This window comes from Polaribacter pectinis (genome assembly GCF_014352875.1).
Taxonomy (GTDB): domain Bacteria; phylum Bacteroidota; class Bacteroidia; order Flavobacteriales; family Flavobacteriaceae; genus Polaribacter; species Polaribacter pectinis.
Genome location: NZ_CP060695.1, coordinates 2,583,101 through 2,600,333, shown reverse-complemented (window position 1 = coordinate 2,600,333; position 17,233 = coordinate 2,583,101). Strand labels below are relative to the sequence as shown.

The window sequence follows — 17,233 nt, the reverse complement described above, 5'->3', positions numbered from 1 at the left end:
GTACTTTTGCGCCGAATTTAGAAAGCGTATTTTAACAATGAAGATTGCACAAAAAACAATCAAGTTTCTTACAATAGTAGCAATAACCCTTTTTACAACGGTTAGTTTTGCTTCAGGATCTGATAAAAAACAAGACAACCAAAATGATGGTGGTCGTGTTAATACCAAGACAGAGGTAGAGGAGTATATACTTCATCACATTAAAGATTCTCACGATTTTTCGTTGTTTTCTTATACTTCAGATACTGGAGAGAGAAAACATGTAGGTTTTCCATTACCAATAATTTTATGGACAAGTGAAGGTTTGGTTACTTTTATGTCATCAGAATTTCACCATAATGACGATGGTCATGTAATTGTTGAAAAGAAAGGATTAAAATTTGCTAAAGTTCATAGTAAAATTTTAGAATTAGATAAAGGAGCTTCAACTGTTTCTTTTGATGAAACACACCATGCTACAAACGCACATAAAGTATTAGATTTTTCTATTACCAAAAGTGCAGTAGGAATTCTATTAATTGGTTTCTTATTGTTATTCTGGTTTTCTAGATTGGCAAAACAATATAAAACGAAACAAGTGCCAACAGGTTTTGCTAGAGTTTTAGAACCTTTAGTTTTATATGTTAGAGATGAAATTGCAAGACCAAATATTGGTGATAAGCATTACAGGAGATTTACAGGGTATTTATTAACTGTATTCTTCTTTATTTGGGTTTTAAATTTAGCAGGTTTAACACCATTAGGTTTTAACGTTACAGGGCAATTAGCAGTAACAGCATGTTTAGCAATTTTTACATTAGTAATTTATACAGTTAGTGGAAACAAAGACTATTGGATGCACATGTTGTGGATGCCAGGAGTTCCTGTTTTAATTAGACCAGTTTTAGCAATTATAGAATTAGCTGGAGCTTTAATAATTAAGCCGTTTTCATTATTAGTACGTTTGTTCGCAAACATATCAGCAGGTCATATTGTGGTAATGAGTCTAATTGCAATTATGTTCACCTTAAAAGAATCTCTAGGGGTTGTAGGTGCAACAGGATTGTCATTTGTGTTATCATTTTTTATATTATTAATTGAGGTTTTAGTAGCTTTTTTACAAGCGTATATCTTTACAATGCTTTCAGCATTATTTATTGGTATGGCAGTAGCAGAGCCTGAGCATCATTAGTGAAAGTTTGTTTAATTTAATAAAAATACATTTATTATGTACAATTTAATTGGAGCAGGATTAATCGTAATCGGAGCAGGAATTGGTTTAGGTCAAATTGGTGGAAAAGCAATGGAAGGTATTGCTAGACAACCAGAAGCAACTGGAAAAATTCAAACAGCAATGATTATTATCGCTGCATTATTAGAAGGTTTAGCATTTGGTGCATTATTCTTAGGAAAATAATCCAAACAAAAACAAAAAATAGCGTTCTGTAACGGTTGGTTACAGAACCTATTTTTAATTAAACAAAAAGAATAAAAAAATAAATTAGTTAATAGAATGGAAACTTTATTAAACGATTTTTCACCAGGGTTATTTGCAGTATCAACAATTTTATTATTAGCTTTAATTGCTTTAATGGTAAAGTTTGCTTGGAAACCAATCTTAACATCTTTAGAGGAAAGAGAATCAGGTATTGAAAATGCTTTAGCAGCTGCAGAAAATGCACGTAAAGAAATGCAAAACTTACAAGCAGACAATGCAAAACTTATAAAAGAAGCAAGAGCAGAAAGAGATGCAATGATGAAAGATGCAAGAGATATTAGTAATAATATTATTGCAGAAGCTAAAGAAGATGCTAAAGAAGTAACAGCTTCTTTAATAGAAAAAGCACAAGCTTCTATTCAGCAAGAAAAGCAAGCAGCTTTAGCAGAAATTAAAAAAAATGTTGCAGAATTATCTATAGGTATAGCAGAATCTGTAATTAAAAAAGAATTATCTAATAAGAAAGATCAACTAGATTTAGTTGAAGGAATCTTAAAAGATGTTACTTTAAATTAAGTAGAGCATGAAAGACTCAAGAGCAGCACTACGTTACGCAAAAGCAATTTTAAATCTTGCTAAAGATTCTAAATCAGAAACTGTAGTAAATGACGATATGTTATTTATAGCAAATACAATTGCTGAAAATGATGAATTTGAAGTAATGTTAAGAAGCCCTATTGTAAAGTCTTCAGATAAAATGAAAGTTTTAACTGCTTTATTTGATGGGAAAGTAGATAATATTACACTTGGTTTATTTCAATTATTACAAGATAATAAAAGAATTTCTATGTTAGATTCTATTGCAAAAAAATATGCAATAATCTACGATTTTGATAAGCACATGCAAGTAGCTAAAGTTACTACAGCTGTTCCATTATCAACAGAAATAGAAAAACAAGTTTTAGATAAAATTGTAGCTTTAACCGGCGAAAAAGCAAATTTAGAGAACGTAATTAATCCAGCTATTTTAGGAGGATTTATTTTACGTGTTGGAGATGTGCAATATGATGCAAGTATTTCTAACTATTTAAACGAATTGAAAAAGGAATTTGACAACAGTCATTTTATTCCAAAAATTTAATTATACATCAAATTATAAAAGATGGCAAGTATTAAACCAGCTGAAGTATCAGCAATTTTAAAGCAACAGTTAACAAATTTTGAAGCAAAAGCAACTTTAAATGAAGTAGGAACTGTTTTACAAGTAGGAGATGGTATTGCACGTGTGTATGGTCTTTCTAATGTACAATATGGTGAATTGGTAGAATTCGAAAACGGATTGGAAGGTATCGTATTAAACTTAGAAGAAGATAATGCAGGTGTTGTATTATTAGGAGCTTCAACTTCAATTAGAGAAGGTTCTACGGTAAAACGTACAGAACGTATTGCTTCTTTAAGAGCAGGTGAAGGAATTGTTGGAAGAGTTGTAGATACTTTAGGTAGCCCAATAGATGGGAAAGGACCTATACAAGGTACCACTTACGAAATGCCTTTAGAGCGTAGAGCTCCTGGAGTTATTTATCGTGAGCCAGTAACAGAACCGTTACAAACTGGTATTAAATCTATTGATGCAATGATTCCTGTAGGTAGAGGTCAACGTGAGTTGATTATTGGAGACCGTCAAACAGGTAAATCTACAGTAGCTTTAGATACTATTTTAAATCAAAAAGAATTTTACGATGCTGGTGAGCCAGTATATTGTATATATGTTGCTATCGGTCAGAAAGCTTCTACAGTTGCAGCAATTGCAAATATGTTAGAAGAAAAAGGAGCGTTAGCTTATACTACAATCGTAGCAGCAAATGCATCAGATCCTGCAGCAATGCAAGTATATGCACCATTTGCAGGAGCTGCAATTGGAGAATATTTTAGAGATTCTGGAAGACCAGCTTTAATTATTTTTGATGATTTATCAAAACAAGCTGTTGCATACCGTGAAATTTCTTTATTATTAAGAAGACCACCAGGACGTGAGGCATATCCAGGAGATGTATTTTACTTACACTCTAGATTATTAGAAAGAGCTGCAAAAGTTATTAATGATGATAAAATTGCAAGTGAAATGAACGATTTACCAGATTCTATCAAAGGAATTGTAAAAGGTGGAGGTTCTTTAACTGCATTACCAATTATTGAGACTCAAGCAGGAGATGTATCAGCATATATTCCAACAAACGTAATTTCGATTACAGATGGACAAATTTTCTTAGATGGAGATTTATTTAACTCAGGTGTAAGACCAGCAATTAACGTAGGTATTTCTGTATCTCGTGTTGGAGGTAATGCACAGATTAAATCTATGAAAAAAGTATCTGGTACTTTAAAATTAGATCAAGCAGCATACCGTGAATTAGAAGCGTTTGCAAAGTTTGGTTCAGATTTAGATGCAGCTACAATGAGTGTAATTTCTAAAGGACAACGTAATGTTGAAATTTTAAAACAAGCTCAAAATGATCCTTATCCAGTAGAAGACCAAATTGCAATTATTTATGCAGGTTCTAAAAACTTACTAAAAGATGTACCTGTAGAAAAAGTAAAAAAGTTCGAAAGAGATTATATCGATTATTTAAATGCAAAGCATAGAGATACTTTAGATACTTTAAAATCTGGTAAATTAACAGATGAAGTAATTGCTACTTTAACAGCAGCAGCTAAAGAAGTTTCATCTCATTTTGCAAAATAATCTAAATTATAGATTAAAAACTATAATTACCAAATACTAAAGTAGATGGCAAACTTAAAAGAAATACGTAATAGAATTACCTCAATTGGGTCTACAATGCAGATTACATCTGCCATGAAAATGGTATCTGCTGCAAAGTTAAAAAAAGCCCAAGATGCAATTACTGCAATGAGACCTTATTCATCTAAACTAACTGAATTGTTGCAAAATTTAAGTGCAACTTTAGATAGTGATGCTGGAGGAACGTATTCTACACAAAGAGAAGTTTCTAAAGTTTTAATTGTTGTTATTAGCTCTAATAGAGGTTTGTGTGGTGGTTTTAACTCTTCTATTACTAAAGAAGTTGTAAAAACAATTGCAGCAAAATATGCCGATAAACAAGTAGAGATATTTGGAATTGGTAAAAAAGCAGCAGATGTTTTATCTAAACAATACAAAGTTATTGATAATAGAAATGACATATTCGACAATTTAACTTTTAATAACGTTGCTGAAATTGCAGAAAAGTTAATGGACTTATATGTAGATGGTAGCTATGATAAAATTGAAATTGTTTACAATCAATTTAAAAACGCAGCAACTCAAATTCCACAAGTAGAGCAGTTTTTACCAATAAAACCAATTGAAGGAGGAGATGCAAATGCAGTTAATTCTGATTATATTTTTGAGCCATCTAAAGAAGAAATAGTATTAGCATTAATACCAAAATCTTTAAAAACTCAATTATACAAATCAATCAGAGACAGTTTTGCATCTGAGCATGGTGCACGTATGACTGCAATGCATAAGGCAACTGATAATGCTACTGATTTAAGAGACGATTTATTGTTAACTTATAACAAAGCAAGACAAGCAGCAATTACTAACGAAATTTTAGAAATTGTTGGTGGTGCAGAAGCGTTAAATAACTAATTAATATCTTTTATTTTTCTTCTAAACTTTAGAAGATTAAATTCTATAATAGAGAGCTTATCAATTAATGATAAGCTCTTTTTTTATATCTTGGCATAGCATTTGAAACTTATTTAAGAAACAGTATAAAAATGAAAACAATGAAAATTTTATCGATAGTAGCCATTTTATTTGGGTTTTCTCAATGTGGATCTACAAAGATTGTAAAGACTCCGCCTTTTAAAATTGAATCTGCAGTATACAATCACTGGACAGGAGGTTTGCCTGGAGTTAGTGGAACTAGAGTTGAAATTCGATTATCAGAAAAATCATCAATTGCTTTCGATTCTTTATTTTTTCTAAATAAAGCAACAAAAGTAGAAATTAGAGAAGAAAAAGGAAATACTTTTTTAACTGCTCATTTTAGTACATCAAAAAAAAGAAATCAAAATAGAGATGTAATTTTACATTCAGATTCTAAAATGGAAATCAATAACAAAGTTCCTGTAAACGATAAATTCCCTTTCGAATTGAAAGAAAATGAAGCAATTATTAGTTATAAAATTGACGAAAAAACAAAATACTACAAAATTGAAAACGTAGAACAAACCAAACCAGATTTTTATCCAAGTGTTAAAAAACAGTAATAAAGTACTGATAATCAATATAAACCCATTCAAATTTGAATGGGTTTTATTTTTGGCACGTATTTTGAAATTACATAAGCATAACCATAAATTACAAGCTTATGAAATCATTAAAATTACTTTTCGCAATTATACTTACAGGAGCATTATTTAGCTCATGTACTACAGTTTTTCAAGACTCTTTCGAAGATGATTTTCAAAATCAGATTTCATTAGAACGAGTAGTTTCCGACTACGATTTATGGTATGTAGATTATCATAGAACCACTGGAACTGGAGACATACCTTATGTGTCTAAAGCATTTACATTATCGTTTTTAAACGGAATATTATATGCAAACAATAATATTGTAGACATTGGTAGAACAGGAAATGGTTTAGGAATTGACGTGGGAACTTACGATACTTTTTCTGGGGTTTTAGAAACAAATCACGATTTAGATGGGGCAAACGATTTTGATGTAACCATTATTTCTAATAATGAAATTAGATTATACAACTACAGACAAAATGTAAGTTATTACCTAATTGGGTACCAAACAAACACATTCGATTATGATAAATTGTTTTATGAAAACATAGAATATTTCTTACAAGAATATGTTGCTTGGGAAAAAACAACTACAAATGGAGGTGTACAAAATGCTTTTGATGATGAAAATTATTTAGCATTTACTCCAGAAAATATAACAACTTTTTATAGTTCTCAAGATAACTTTGGCACACATGTTGATTCTATAGATTGGAGTTACGTTGGAGGATATGAAGTGTATGATGTAACGGGTTATCAAGACCTAAAAATATTAACACTTAATTATGATGGTGGAGATATAGAAGAGTTCGAATTGAGCGTTATAAATGATGGAAAGATTCGTCTTTATAATTTAGATTCAGAGACAACGTACGATTTTTCAGGAAGAGGATTTGTACAATATTTAAAAGGTGAAAAAACTAAAAAAGAAGCGAAAGATATTGTAAGGAATAACAATAGAAAACGTACTAAAGTAGAAAGAAAGACAAAGAATAGAAGAAATTTAAAATAAAGTTTGGTTAGTTGATTTTTGGTTGGCTATTTCAATAGTCAATTGAAAGGAAAACCGCTCTGAAGAGAGCGGTTTTTTCTTTGTTTATAATTTGATGAAAATTTGAGAGTAAAAAAATCGTTTCCCAAAATCCATTTATTTACTTTTAAACATAATTAATTTACAAAGTTAAAATGAAACCAACAGCCTTTATAACAGGTGCAACTTCTGGAATAGGTAAAGCTACTGCAGAAATTTTTGCAAAAAATAACATCCGTTTAATTCTTTGCGGCAGAAGAGTAGAACGTTTACAAGAACTTAAAACAGCATTAAGCAAATTTACAGAAGTTACCACTTTGCAATTCGATGTTTCAAAAAGAAATGAAGTTGAAAAAGCTGTAAAATCGCTTCCAAAAGATTTTCAACAAATAGATATTTTAATAAATAATGCAGGAAACGCACATGGTTTATCTACCATACAAGATGGAGATATTGATGATTGGGATGCAATGTTAGATATTAATGTAAAAGGATTGTTATACGTTTCAAAAGCTATCATTCCTCAAATGACAGAGAGAAACAATGGTTATATAGTAAATATTGGTTCTATTGCAGCAAAAGAAGTATACCCGAATGGAAATGTATACTGTGCTTCTAAACATGCTGTAGATGCCTTAAATAAGGGAATGAGAATAGATTTAAATAAACACAACATACGTGTTTCTGCAATTCATCCTGGAGCAGTAGAAACAGAATTTTCTGAAGTTCGTTTTAAAGGCGATACTGAAAAAGCAAAATCGGTTTATGCAGGTTATAAAGCTTTACAAGCAGAAGATATTGCAGATATTATTCACTTTGTAGTAACAAGACCTTATCATGTTAATATCGAAGATTTAGTTGTGTATCCAACAGCACAAGCAAGTGCAACAATTATGAATAAAAAGTAGCATGAAACCAACTTCACAAATAATAATAGGTTGTATGTCTTGGGGAATTTGGGGTAAAAAATTCTCTACTAAAGAACAAGTTGAAATGATTCGTTTTTGTACAGAAAACAGAAACTCAATTTTCGACCATGCAGATATTTATGGCAATTACACAACAGAAGCCGAATTTGGAAAAGCTTTTGCAGCAAGTGGACTTCAAAGAGAAGATATTCAGTTAATTTCTAAATGTGGAATTCAGCTAGAAAATGAACAGAGAAAAACTCATATTAAACATTATAATTATTCTAAAGAATACATTGTTTGGTCTGCAGAACAATCTCTTAAAAATTTAAAAACAGATTATTTAGACACTTTTTTATTGCACAGACCAAGTCCATTAATGCAACCAAATGAAATTGCAGAAGCCGTTTTAGAATTGCAAGAAAGCGGAAAAATAATCAATTTTGGCGTGTCTAATTTTACACCTTCTCAAGTGGATTTAATAGCAGATAAAATTCCTGTTTCTGTAAATCAGGTTGAGTTTTCGCTTACACAAAATAGTGCCATGCAAAATGGTGTTTTAGACCAAATGTTACAAAAGGAAATGCAGGCTATGAGTTGGAGTCCTTTAGGAAGTGTTTTTAGACAAGAAAATGCGCAAACAAAACGAATAAAAAAGGTTTTAAAAGTATTATCAGAAAAATACAATTCTACTATAGACGTACTTTTATTAGCGTGGATCTTAAAACACCCAGCAAAAGTTTCGCCAGTAATTGGCACAACAAATAAACAACGTATTTTAGATGCAAATAAAGCATTAGAAATTGATTTAGAACTACAAGATTGGTTCCAGTTGTTAGTTGCTAGTAAAGGTGAAGAAATGGACTAATATATGAACATACAAGAGTTAAATAAAAATTGGTTAGAATTAGGTAAAAGAAATTGCAAAGATTTGTCTTTATTAAATACTGTTGGAAAAAAAATAAAGAAACGTTATTCAGAAAGAAATAGGCATTATCATAATTTAGATCATATTGAAGCTATGCTAAATCTAGCTAAAGAAAATGAAGCTTTTATAAACGATTTAGACGAAGTGCTTTTTGCAATTTGGTTTCATGATATTATTTACAAATCTAGATCTAAAAGAAACGAAAAAAGAAGTGCAAAATATGCTTTAAAAAAGTTGAAGAAATTTAATTTTAAAGAATTGAAAAAAGACAAGATTTCTAACCTAATTTTATCTACCCAAAAGCATAAAATTATTGTTGATGAAGATTTAGACAATGCTTTTTTATTAGATTTCGATTTGGCTATTTTAGGTCAAAATTGGGATCTTTATGAAGATTACACTCAAAAGATAAGAAAGGAATATAGAATGTTTCCTAATTTTTTATACATACCAGCAAGGAAAAAGGTTCTACAAGGATTTTTAAATCGCGAGAAATTATTTTTTACAGAAAAATATCAAGATTTATTTGAACAACAAGCCAGAGAAAACCTTCTAAAAGAATTAAATAGTTATAATTAAAATGATTAACAAAAGACTTTTAATCAAAAATTTACTTTCTCATAATGATGAGAATAGTTTTTATGATAAAAAGCAAAAATTATCTTTAAGTTCTAAAGACGGAAAAGCAAAATTCTTAAAACACATCTGCGCACTTTCTAATTCCAACCCAGAAAACAATTCTTATGTTGTAATTGGTATTGAAGATGAAGAAAATAAAATTATTGGAGTCGATTTTTTCGATGATTCTAAAATTCAGAATTTGGTTAATGCGTATTTAAAAAATCCACCAAAAATTGAATATGAAAATGTTCCTTTTCCTACTTTACCACGTCATAAAGTAATAGGTTTGGTTACTATTTACCCAAATAATAAAATTACATCACTTTTAAAAAATGCTTGGAAATATAGAAAAGACACCATTTTTTATAGAAGAGGCAGCAATTCTATGCCTTTTTTAGGACATAATTTTGAGTTAAGAAACACAAACAAAGAAATTGTTGATGCAATTGAAATAAATGCAAGCAATAATTTAGAACAAACGTTAAATGGCGTTTTCGACTTTATAAATAAACACAAGCCAGAACATAAACCACAATATAAAGTTTTTAATGAGCAATTTGTGTTGTGTTGGGCAGGAGAAAGAAAGATTATTAATGCAGAAGAATATTTTTCTAGAGTAGATATTGAGTTGATAAATGAGCAAGTTCAAATCTTTTTTTCTGCATTAGATGATGTACAAATTAGTTATAATAAAAATACATTCATTGTTACAGAATTTATTTTTTTAGGTCTAGAAAAACAAGAAAAATACTATCCTTTAGAAAAAACAATTATCAATTTTAAAGAAAATGGCAAACACGCAATTGTAAAAGAATTTTTGTTTGAACCACCTGTTTTTAATGATGAAATTATGATTCATATTTTTAATAATTGCAATTTAATTATCAATAAAATTCAAGGAAATAAATCACTTTCTACAATAGAAAAAGAAGATGTTTTAAGATTACCAACAAACTATTTAATTTGTTATTTGCACGGTTTTTTAGAAGTGGAAGAACAATTGAAGAAAGCTAAAAATTATATTAAAAATTTAGATGATAAAACTGCTTACATAAAGTATAAGGAAACTTTACGCATTATTAGAAAAGTGAAGTATAATTAGTAATGAATTTGTTTTATAAGATTTGTAGTAGAATAATTAAAAAGCAATAGCGGTTTAGGTGTTATCCAAAACCGCTATTGCTTTTATAAATTTTTAGAAGTACTTTCTAATAATTATTCTTTAGAATGTAGACCAATAATATTTCCATCAATATCCATCAATATAGATACAAAGCCAAACTCTCCAATAGACATTTTAGGTTTAATAATTTTACCTCCAGCTTTTTCTACTCTATTAGATTCTGTTGTACAGTCTTTAGATTCAAAGTAAATAATGGTATTGTTACTACTTGCAACAAAATTTTCTTTTTCTACTAATGCGCCAGTAATATTTATTCCTTTTGGATCAAAAGGGAAACCAGATTGTTTGCCAAATTGAATAGGAAAATCTACAAGTTTAATGTTAAAAACAGTTTCATAGAATTCTTTTGCATTTTTTAAGTTAGATACATTGATATCGAACCAGTTTACAGGATTTACATTTTTCATTTTACGTTCTTTTATATTTTGTTGCTTTATTGCAATGCAAATATGCTAAGAGATTAAAATATAAAATTGTAAAAATGGGACAAGACTACTTTTTACTGTCAAAAATTAAAGACATCTTTAATTGTTCACCGTAAAATTCTTTTGGTGTTAACCCTGTAAATTCTTTAAAATCTTTTATAAAATGCGCTTGATCAAAATATTCATTTTCATAAGCTAATTCGGTAAGGCTTGTAACCTCTTTTGTTAATAATGTTTTTAACGTATTTTGAATTCTAACAGTTTTAGAAAGCTGTTTTGGGCTTAAACCAATTGTTGAAGAAAATTTACGAGTTAATTGTCTACGATTAATATTGTTCTGTTTAGAAAGTTCATTTACAGAAAGTTGTTCGTTGGCATTTAAAATTGTATCTACTGTAGACTTAACAATATTGTCTATAGTATTTTTGTCAGTCAATTTTTTTAACAAAAATGTTTCAATTAATTTTATTCTTTCGGAAGTAGAGTTGGCGTTTAAAATTTGGTTTCCTATTTCTTCTCCATCTTTTCCAAAGACTTTATCTATTGGTACAGCTGTGTTTTGGATTTCTTTAATACTTATGTTGGCAAAAGGTAGAAATCCGTTTGGCTGAAATCTAACAACAAAAGAACCAGTAACACCAAGAGGTTCTACAATGTAAGGGCGTGTTAGTTGGCCTATTAAAAAACATTTTGGCAGAATTATACTTTCTTTTTCGTTTGGATAATGTTTATAAGTATCTCCATAATGAAAAATAAGTTTCATTGTTCCATCTGGAATAATGGTATTCTTTAGTGGCGTATTTTCAAAAGCACTTTCTAATGTCCAATAACATTTTACCCATTCTGCTAAATTATTTTGTGGTTCAAATATTTTATGATTCATTAGTTAATTTACTTTTGTAATAATGTGTTTTAATAAATAGTATTTAGATGTAATAGTTTGATTTTAAGTGTATTATGATAGATGTAAAACGAAGTTAACGTTTTTTAAAAAAGTTTAATTTATAATTTTAATAAACTTCCACAGAAAAAGAAGAATGAAATTCCTTTTTAGGCTTTAAAATCTGTATTCCTTCTTTTAGTGTAAATTCTTTATTATGATGAATATTATCTGCAACTCCATACCAAGGCTCAATGGCAATAAATGGTGTTTTTGGATCTTTTTGAGACCAAATTCCTACATAAGGGAAATCTTTAAAATGAATGGTAAAAAACTCTTCTTTTGTAGGTTTATGAACTAAAGTTGCTTTCGAAAACGGATTTGGATTAAAAACCAAAGCACCTTCAATAAAAGTACTGTCTTTAATTTGTAAAATCCCTGGTTTTTCGAAGAATTGTGTGTAGGTATCTACAAATAATCCACTTTCTTTATCTCTTGAAGTTGGTGTAGAATCATTATCAAAAACAAGCTGATATTCATCTCTTTGTTGTCCATTTTTTAAAGGAATATTAAAAGCTGGGTGTCCACCAATTGAAAAATATAAATCTTCATTTTCAGCAGGGTTTTCAACAAAATAATTCACATCTAAAATATTGCCATTAATAACATATTCTATTTGTAATTTGAATTCAAAAGGATATTGTTTTCTAGAATTTTCTGAAGGAAGTAACTCAAAAGTTAGACTTTTTTGCGTTTTTTTAATCAAATTGAATTCACTTTTCCACGCAAAACCATGAAAATTCATTTTATAGTTCTTGTTTTTAAAATTATAATCATGATCTACCAATCTACCAACAATAGGAAATAAAATAGGCGATTGATGTTTCCAAAATTCAGGATTTCCTTGCCAAAGATATTCTTTTGAGGCTTTTTTTATACTTGTTAATTCTGCACCAAAAGACTTTACAGAAACTGTAATTGAATCGTTAGAAATAGTGTAGATTTCTTTTTTTTCAATTTTAGAAACAATAATTTCTTTGGTTTTCTCTGAATTTTTACAACTCGAAAAAACAATAAAGCATAAGAATACTAGTGCGTACTTTTTCATAAACATCAAATAATAAGAATGCTAAAGTAGCAAAATTTGATGTTATGAACTTTAAACGTTCTTGTATTAAACTAAATCTAATTTAGAAAATTGTTTATTTAAAATGGCTGTATCATCTACTTGTAACCACTTATCTAAAATAGTAGCATAAATCTCTCTAAAATCAATTTCATGTTTTAAATTTCCATTGGCATCTAAATCACTTAAATTAGGTAAGTTGTTATACATACCTTGTTTCTTTAAATTTTTACCAATTACAAAAACATTGTTTGCAGTACCATGGTCAGTTCCTTGAGATTCGTTTTGTTTTACACGTCTTCCAAATTCAGAAAAAGTAAGAATTAAAACATCGTCAAAATTGTTGTTTTTTTGCAAATCTTCCACAAAAACCTCCATACTTTCTGCATAAGTTTTTAATAATCTTTCTTGCGAATTTTGTTGGTTTGCATGCGTATCAAAACCACTTAAACCTGCATAAAAAACTTGAGTATCTAAGCCAGAATTTATAAATTGAGAAATGGTTTTTAACTGTTTTCCAAATACGTTTTTAGGGTAGTCGTTAGAAGCAGATTTTACTTTTGTTTTCTCGAAAATATATTTTGCAGACGATTTTGCATCAATCATTGTATTGTACAAATAACCTAAATTGTGCTCACTTAAATGTGCATTGCTTTGCGACTCAATTACGTTTTTATAAAAAGGTTCTCTTAAAGAGTTGTAGAGTGTTTTAGAATCTGTAACAGCCAAGCCATTTTGCGTTTTTCCCTTCAATAATAAAGATAAAGATTCGTCTACTTCAATAGCTTTTGTTGGGTTTGCTTTGGTGTAATCTAAATAACGACCAACCCAACCATTTTGTAAATATTCGTTACTATCACTTGCTGTTTGCCAAATATCTGTAGATCTAAAATGCGATAAATTAGGGTTTGGATACCCAACATTATTTATAATACTTACAAAACCTTTGTCGTATAAATTCTGTAAAGATTTTAGACTTTTATGAAACCCAAATTCATCGGAAACTTTTAGAAGTTCGTTTTCTTTTAAAGCAATATTTTTTCTTTGTTGATAATAAATATCGTTTCTAAAAGGTACAATAGTGTTTAAACCATCATTACCACCTTTTAACTGAATAATTACCACTTTTTTATTGCCAAAAGTTTTAGTTGGTATTTGCTCGAAAGCTTTTAAAAACTGCGGAACAAAAAACATTCCTGAAGCAAAAGTTGTCTGTTTTAAAAAATCTCTACGTTTCATAATGTTTATTGGTTAACAAAGTTGATATTCAGGAGTTGACATTAATTGAATACAGAAGTCTTTCTTTGGAATGTCTATGTTTTCTAATAATATTTTTTCTGTTCCAGGATTTATTTTCGATTGTAAAACATGTGTAATCAGACTTTTATTGTCAATTTTTTTATAATTTTCTTCAAAAGAATTCCAATCTACTTTTGTTTTAATAATAGCTTTACGTTTTAATCTTTTAGACTTTAAATCTGTTATCATGGTTTCCTCATCTCCAGTATCTGAATAAGTAATTTCAGCATTATTTAAAAGAATAGAAGGTAATCTTAAACGTCTTACCAAAGTGTTGCTATCTATCCAATTTCTACCAGTTTGCCAGCCAGCAACATTTGGGGGTTTCATTAAAACTTGGCCTAGTAAGCGTTGCACTAATAATACTTGTTTTTCTTTTTCGAAATTATACGGAATAATAGTATTTATTCCTGCAAGAAATTCCATTGGAGATTTAATTTTAGTGCCAATATTTTCTGAATTATAAAACCAATCAGATAATAAAACGAAACGCATTAGTTTTTCAATATTATAATCTTTGTAGAATAGATTTGTCATTTCTTCTACATGATTTTTATTGATGTTTTCATTTACAAAATAAGAGTATATTTTTTCTGAAATATACCTAGCGCATTGTTTTTCTTCTAGAATTATATCTATAATATCATCGCCATTAAAGTTGCCAGTTTTACCAAAAAATGTTTTATTATTTTCATCATGATGCTTTTTTTTCATCACAAACTCTGCATAATAATTATGATTGTAACCTGTAAAAGCTCTTGCAGATTCTTTAATATCTGTTTCTGTATAATTTCCTTGACCTAATGTAAAAAGCTCCATTAATTCGCGAGCAAAATTTTCATTAGGGCTTTTCTTTTTATTCTGTTTGTTGTTTAAATAACCCAGCATTGCTGCCTCTTTAGAAACTGTTTTTGTAAAATTTCTAAAATTACCTAATGCATTTTCGCGTAATTTATTGTTATAGTTCTGTATAAAAAGGATATTTTTATTTTGGCACACAAAATGATTTGCCCAAAAAAGCGTCATTTTTTCACGTAAAATTTCTTTAGGATTAAAAATTCTGTCCATCCAAGCAATCGAAAAATCGTTTACCTTTTTCCTACCTATCTTTTGAATTTCTTGCCTTTTTTCTCGATCTTTTAAATCACCAGGTTTTAAATCTTTTAAAAATGAAAGATCTACTTCTACTGGAGTTGTGTTTTTAGAATTGCTAAAAATTTCATCAACAATTTCATGCTTGCTTTTTTTAGATAAGCGTTTCAATTCTTTTGGAGTTATTCCAAAACCAATTCTATTAAACAAATGTTGTATGTGTGTTGATTTCATGATGTTTAGACTTCGAAAAAGAAAGATAGTTTAATTTTATAAATAAAAAAAACCAACTCAATTAAGTTGGCTTTGTTAATTTTAATAAAATTTGTGATCTATAAATCGAACTTAATTCCTTGCGCTAAAGGCAATTCATCAGAATAATTTACGGTATTTGTTTGTCTTCTCATGTATACTTTCCACGCATCAGAACCAGATTCTCTTCCACCACCAGTTTCTTTTTCACCACCAAAAGCGCCACCAATTTCAGCACCAGAAGTTCCGATATTTACGTTTGCAATTCCACAATCAGAACCTGCATAAGACAAGAATTTCTCTGCCTCTTTCATTTCATTCGTCATAATTGCAGACGATAAACCTTGTGCAACTCCATTTTGTTTTTCGATGGCATTTTCTACTTCACCAGAATACTTCATTAAATATAAAATAGGTGCAAAAGTTTCATGTTGCACAATTTCATAATGATTTTCAGCTTCAATTATTGCTGGTTTTACGTAACAACCAGATTCATATCCTTTTCCTTCTAAAACTCCACCTTCAACCAATACGTTTCCACCTTCAGCTTTTGCTTTTTCGATAGCAGATAAATAGGTGTTTACTGCATCTTTATCAATTAATGGACCAACATGATTGTTTTCATCTAGAGGATTCCCTATTTTAATTTGTTTGTAAGCACCAACTATAGCATCTCTTACTTTATCATAAACAGATTCGTGAATAATTAATCTTCTAGTAGATGTACAACGTTGGCCACAAGTTCCAACAGCGCCAAAAACAGCACCAGGAACAACAACTTTTAAGTCTGCAGTTGGTGTGATAATAATGGCATTATTTCCACCTAATTCTAATAAAGATTTTCCAAAACGTTGGGCAACAGTTGCACCAACAATTCTTCCCATTCTTGTAGATCCAGTTGCAGAAACTAAAGGAATTCTAACATCGTTTGTCATCATTTCTCCCACTTTATAATCTCCATTGATGATACAAGAAATTCCTTCTGGTAAATTATTGTCTTTTAAAATTTCGGCAATTATATTCTGACAAGCAATGGTACACAAAGGCGCTTTTTCTGAGCCTTTCCACACACAAACGTCTCCACAAATCCACGCTAAAGCTGTATTCCAAGCCCAAACAGCCACAGGAAAATTAAATGCAGAAATAATACCAACAACACCAATTGGATGCCATTGTTCTCTCATTACATGCCCTGGCCTTTCAGACGGAATGGTTTGTCCATTTAATTGACGCGATAAACCAACTGCAAAATCGCAGATATCTATCATTTCTTGTACTTCTCCTAAACCTTCTTGGTAAGATTTTCCCATTTCATAAGAAACCAATTTACCAAGTGCTTCTTTTCTATCTCTTAATTTATTACCAAACTGACGCACAATTTCGCCTCTTTGTGGCGCAGGAATATCTCTAAAAGATTTGAAAGCTTTTGTTGCAGCTTCCATCACTTTTTCATAATCTTCTTTTGTAGTTGTTTTTACTTTTCCTATTAATTTTCCATCAACAGGAGAATAAGATTCTATAATTTCTCCATTTGAAAAATTATTTGAACCAGTAGAAGTTCCGTTATTTATATCTTTTACACCTAATTCTTGCAAGGCTTCTTTAATTCCGAAATCTGTCATTTTACAGTTTGTTTTTGTTTCTTAAATTGAAGTTCGAATTTACGAATAATTTTACAAATATATAATTTAAACAAAAACATTATATTTTGTTTAAATTTAAACAAAGTATAATGTTTAAAAAAATACCAAACCTTAAAT

The 17,233-nt window shown here is 29.5% G+C and carries 18 protein-coding genes; 12 read left to right on the top strand and 6 right to left on the bottom strand.

What is annotated here, in order from left to right; all coding sequences use genetic code 11:
* The first annotated feature begins 37 nt into the window (after positions 1 to 37).
* The 12 genes from atpB (at position 38) to H9W90_RS11540 (ending at position 10,318) form a co-directional block, all read left to right on the top strand.
* On the top strand, positions 38 to 1,171 hold the full coding sequence (gene atpB, locus H9W90_RS11595; RefSeq protein ID WP_187481753.1) for a F0F1 ATP synthase subunit A: 1,134 nt from the start codon (positions 38 to 40) through the stop codon (positions 1,169 to 1,171).
* 36 nt (positions 1,172 to 1,207) lie between these two features.
* On the top strand, positions 1,208 to 1,396 hold the full coding sequence (gene atpE / locus H9W90_RS11590; RefSeq protein WP_013993139.1) for an ATP synthase F0 subunit C: 189 nt from the start codon (positions 1,208 to 1,210) through the stop codon (positions 1,394 to 1,396).
* Positions 1,397 to 1,492: 96 nt separating this feature from the next.
* Entirely contained in the window at positions 1,493 to 1,993 is a 501-nt protein-coding gene (locus H9W90_RS11585) for a F0F1 ATP synthase subunit B (protein ID WP_187481752.1), read from the top strand.
* Between the two features lie 7 nt (positions 1,994 to 2,000).
* Complete coding sequence (gene atpH / locus H9W90_RS11580; RefSeq protein WP_187481751.1) at positions 2,001 to 2,558, top strand: ATP synthase F1 subunit delta; 558 nt, start codon at positions 2,001 to 2,003, stop codon at positions 2,556 to 2,558.
* A gap of 21 nt (positions 2,559 to 2,579) precedes the next feature.
* Positions 2,580 to 4,160, top strand: coding sequence for a F0F1 ATP synthase subunit alpha (atpA, locus tag H9W90_RS11575; protein WP_187481750.1), 1,581 nt, complete (start codon positions 2,580 to 2,582; stop codon positions 4,158 to 4,160).
* Positions 4,161 to 4,205: 45 nt separating this feature from the next.
* Positions 4,206 to 5,072, top strand: coding sequence for an ATP synthase F1 subunit gamma (atpG, locus tag H9W90_RS11570; protein ID WP_187481749.1), 867 nt, complete (start codon positions 4,206 to 4,208; stop codon positions 5,070 to 5,072).
* Positions 5,073 to 5,212: 140 nt separating this feature from the next.
* On the top strand, positions 5,213 to 5,698 hold the full coding sequence (locus H9W90_RS11565) for a hypothetical protein (RefSeq protein WP_187481748.1): 486 nt from the start codon (positions 5,213 to 5,215) through the stop codon (positions 5,696 to 5,698).
* Positions 5,699 to 5,799: 101 nt separating this feature from the next.
* Positions 5,800 to 6,741: a hypothetical protein gene (locus tag H9W90_RS11560; RefSeq protein ID WP_187481747.1), complete on the top strand. Its 942-nt coding sequence runs from the start codon at positions 5,800 to 5,802 to the stop codon at positions 6,739 to 6,741.
* A 173-nt stretch (positions 6,742 to 6,914) separates the two neighbouring features.
* Positions 6,915 to 7,667 carry an SDR family NAD(P)-dependent oxidoreductase gene (locus tag H9W90_RS11555; RefSeq protein ID WP_187481746.1) on the top strand — a complete coding sequence of 251 codons (753 nt, stop codon included), beginning with the start codon at positions 6,915 to 6,917 and terminating at the stop codon, positions 7,665 to 7,667.
* A 1-nt stretch (position 7,668) separates the two neighbouring features.
* Positions 7,669 to 8,535, top strand: coding sequence for an aldo/keto reductase (locus H9W90_RS11550; RefSeq protein ID WP_187481745.1), 867 nt, complete (start codon positions 7,669 to 7,671; stop codon positions 8,533 to 8,535).
* Between the two features lie 3 nt (positions 8,536 to 8,538).
* Entirely contained in the window at positions 8,539 to 9,174 is a 636-nt protein-coding gene (locus tag H9W90_RS11545; RefSeq protein ID WP_254712483.1) for an HD domain-containing protein, read from the top strand.
* Between the two features lies 1 nt (position 9,175).
* On the top strand, positions 9,176 to 10,318 hold the full coding sequence (locus H9W90_RS11540; RefSeq protein ID WP_187481744.1) for an ATP-binding protein: 1,143 nt from the start codon (positions 9,176 to 9,178) through the stop codon (positions 10,316 to 10,318).
* Between the two features lie 113 nt (positions 10,319 to 10,431).
* Here H9W90_RS11540 and H9W90_RS11535 read toward each other — a convergent pair whose 3' ends face one another.
* From H9W90_RS11535 to amaB, 6 genes are all read right to left on the bottom strand, one after another.
* Positions 10,432 to 10,806 carry a VOC family protein gene (locus H9W90_RS11535; RefSeq protein WP_187481743.1) on the bottom strand — a complete coding sequence of 125 codons (375 nt, stop codon included), beginning with the start codon at positions 10,804 to 10,806 and terminating at the stop codon, positions 10,432 to 10,434.
* An 85-nt stretch (positions 10,807 to 10,891) separates the two neighbouring features.
* Complete coding sequence (locus H9W90_RS11530) at positions 10,892 to 11,707, bottom strand: helix-turn-helix transcriptional regulator (RefSeq protein WP_187481742.1); 816 nt, start codon at positions 11,705 to 11,707, stop codon at positions 10,892 to 10,894.
* Positions 11,708 to 11,834: 127 nt separating this feature from the next.
* Positions 11,835 to 12,812, bottom strand: coding sequence for an aldose 1-epimerase family protein (locus tag H9W90_RS11525; RefSeq protein ID WP_187481741.1), 978 nt, complete (start codon positions 12,810 to 12,812; stop codon positions 11,835 to 11,837).
* Between the two features lie 66 nt (positions 12,813 to 12,878).
* Positions 12,879 to 14,069, bottom strand: coding sequence for a DUF1501 domain-containing protein (locus tag H9W90_RS11520; RefSeq protein ID WP_187481740.1), 1,191 nt, complete (start codon positions 14,067 to 14,069; stop codon positions 12,879 to 12,881).
* Positions 14,070 to 14,081: 12 nt separating this feature from the next.
* On the bottom strand, positions 14,082 to 15,455 hold the full coding sequence (locus tag H9W90_RS11515) for a DUF1800 domain-containing protein (RefSeq protein WP_187481739.1): 1,374 nt from the start codon (positions 15,453 to 15,455) through the stop codon (positions 14,082 to 14,084).
* Positions 15,456 to 15,553: 98 nt separating this feature from the next.
* Complete coding sequence (amaB, locus tag H9W90_RS11510) at positions 15,554 to 17,095, bottom strand: L-piperidine-6-carboxylate dehydrogenase (RefSeq protein WP_187481738.1); 1,542 nt, start codon at positions 17,093 to 17,095, stop codon at positions 15,554 to 15,556.
* Positions 17,096 to 17,233: the final 138 nt, after the last annotated feature.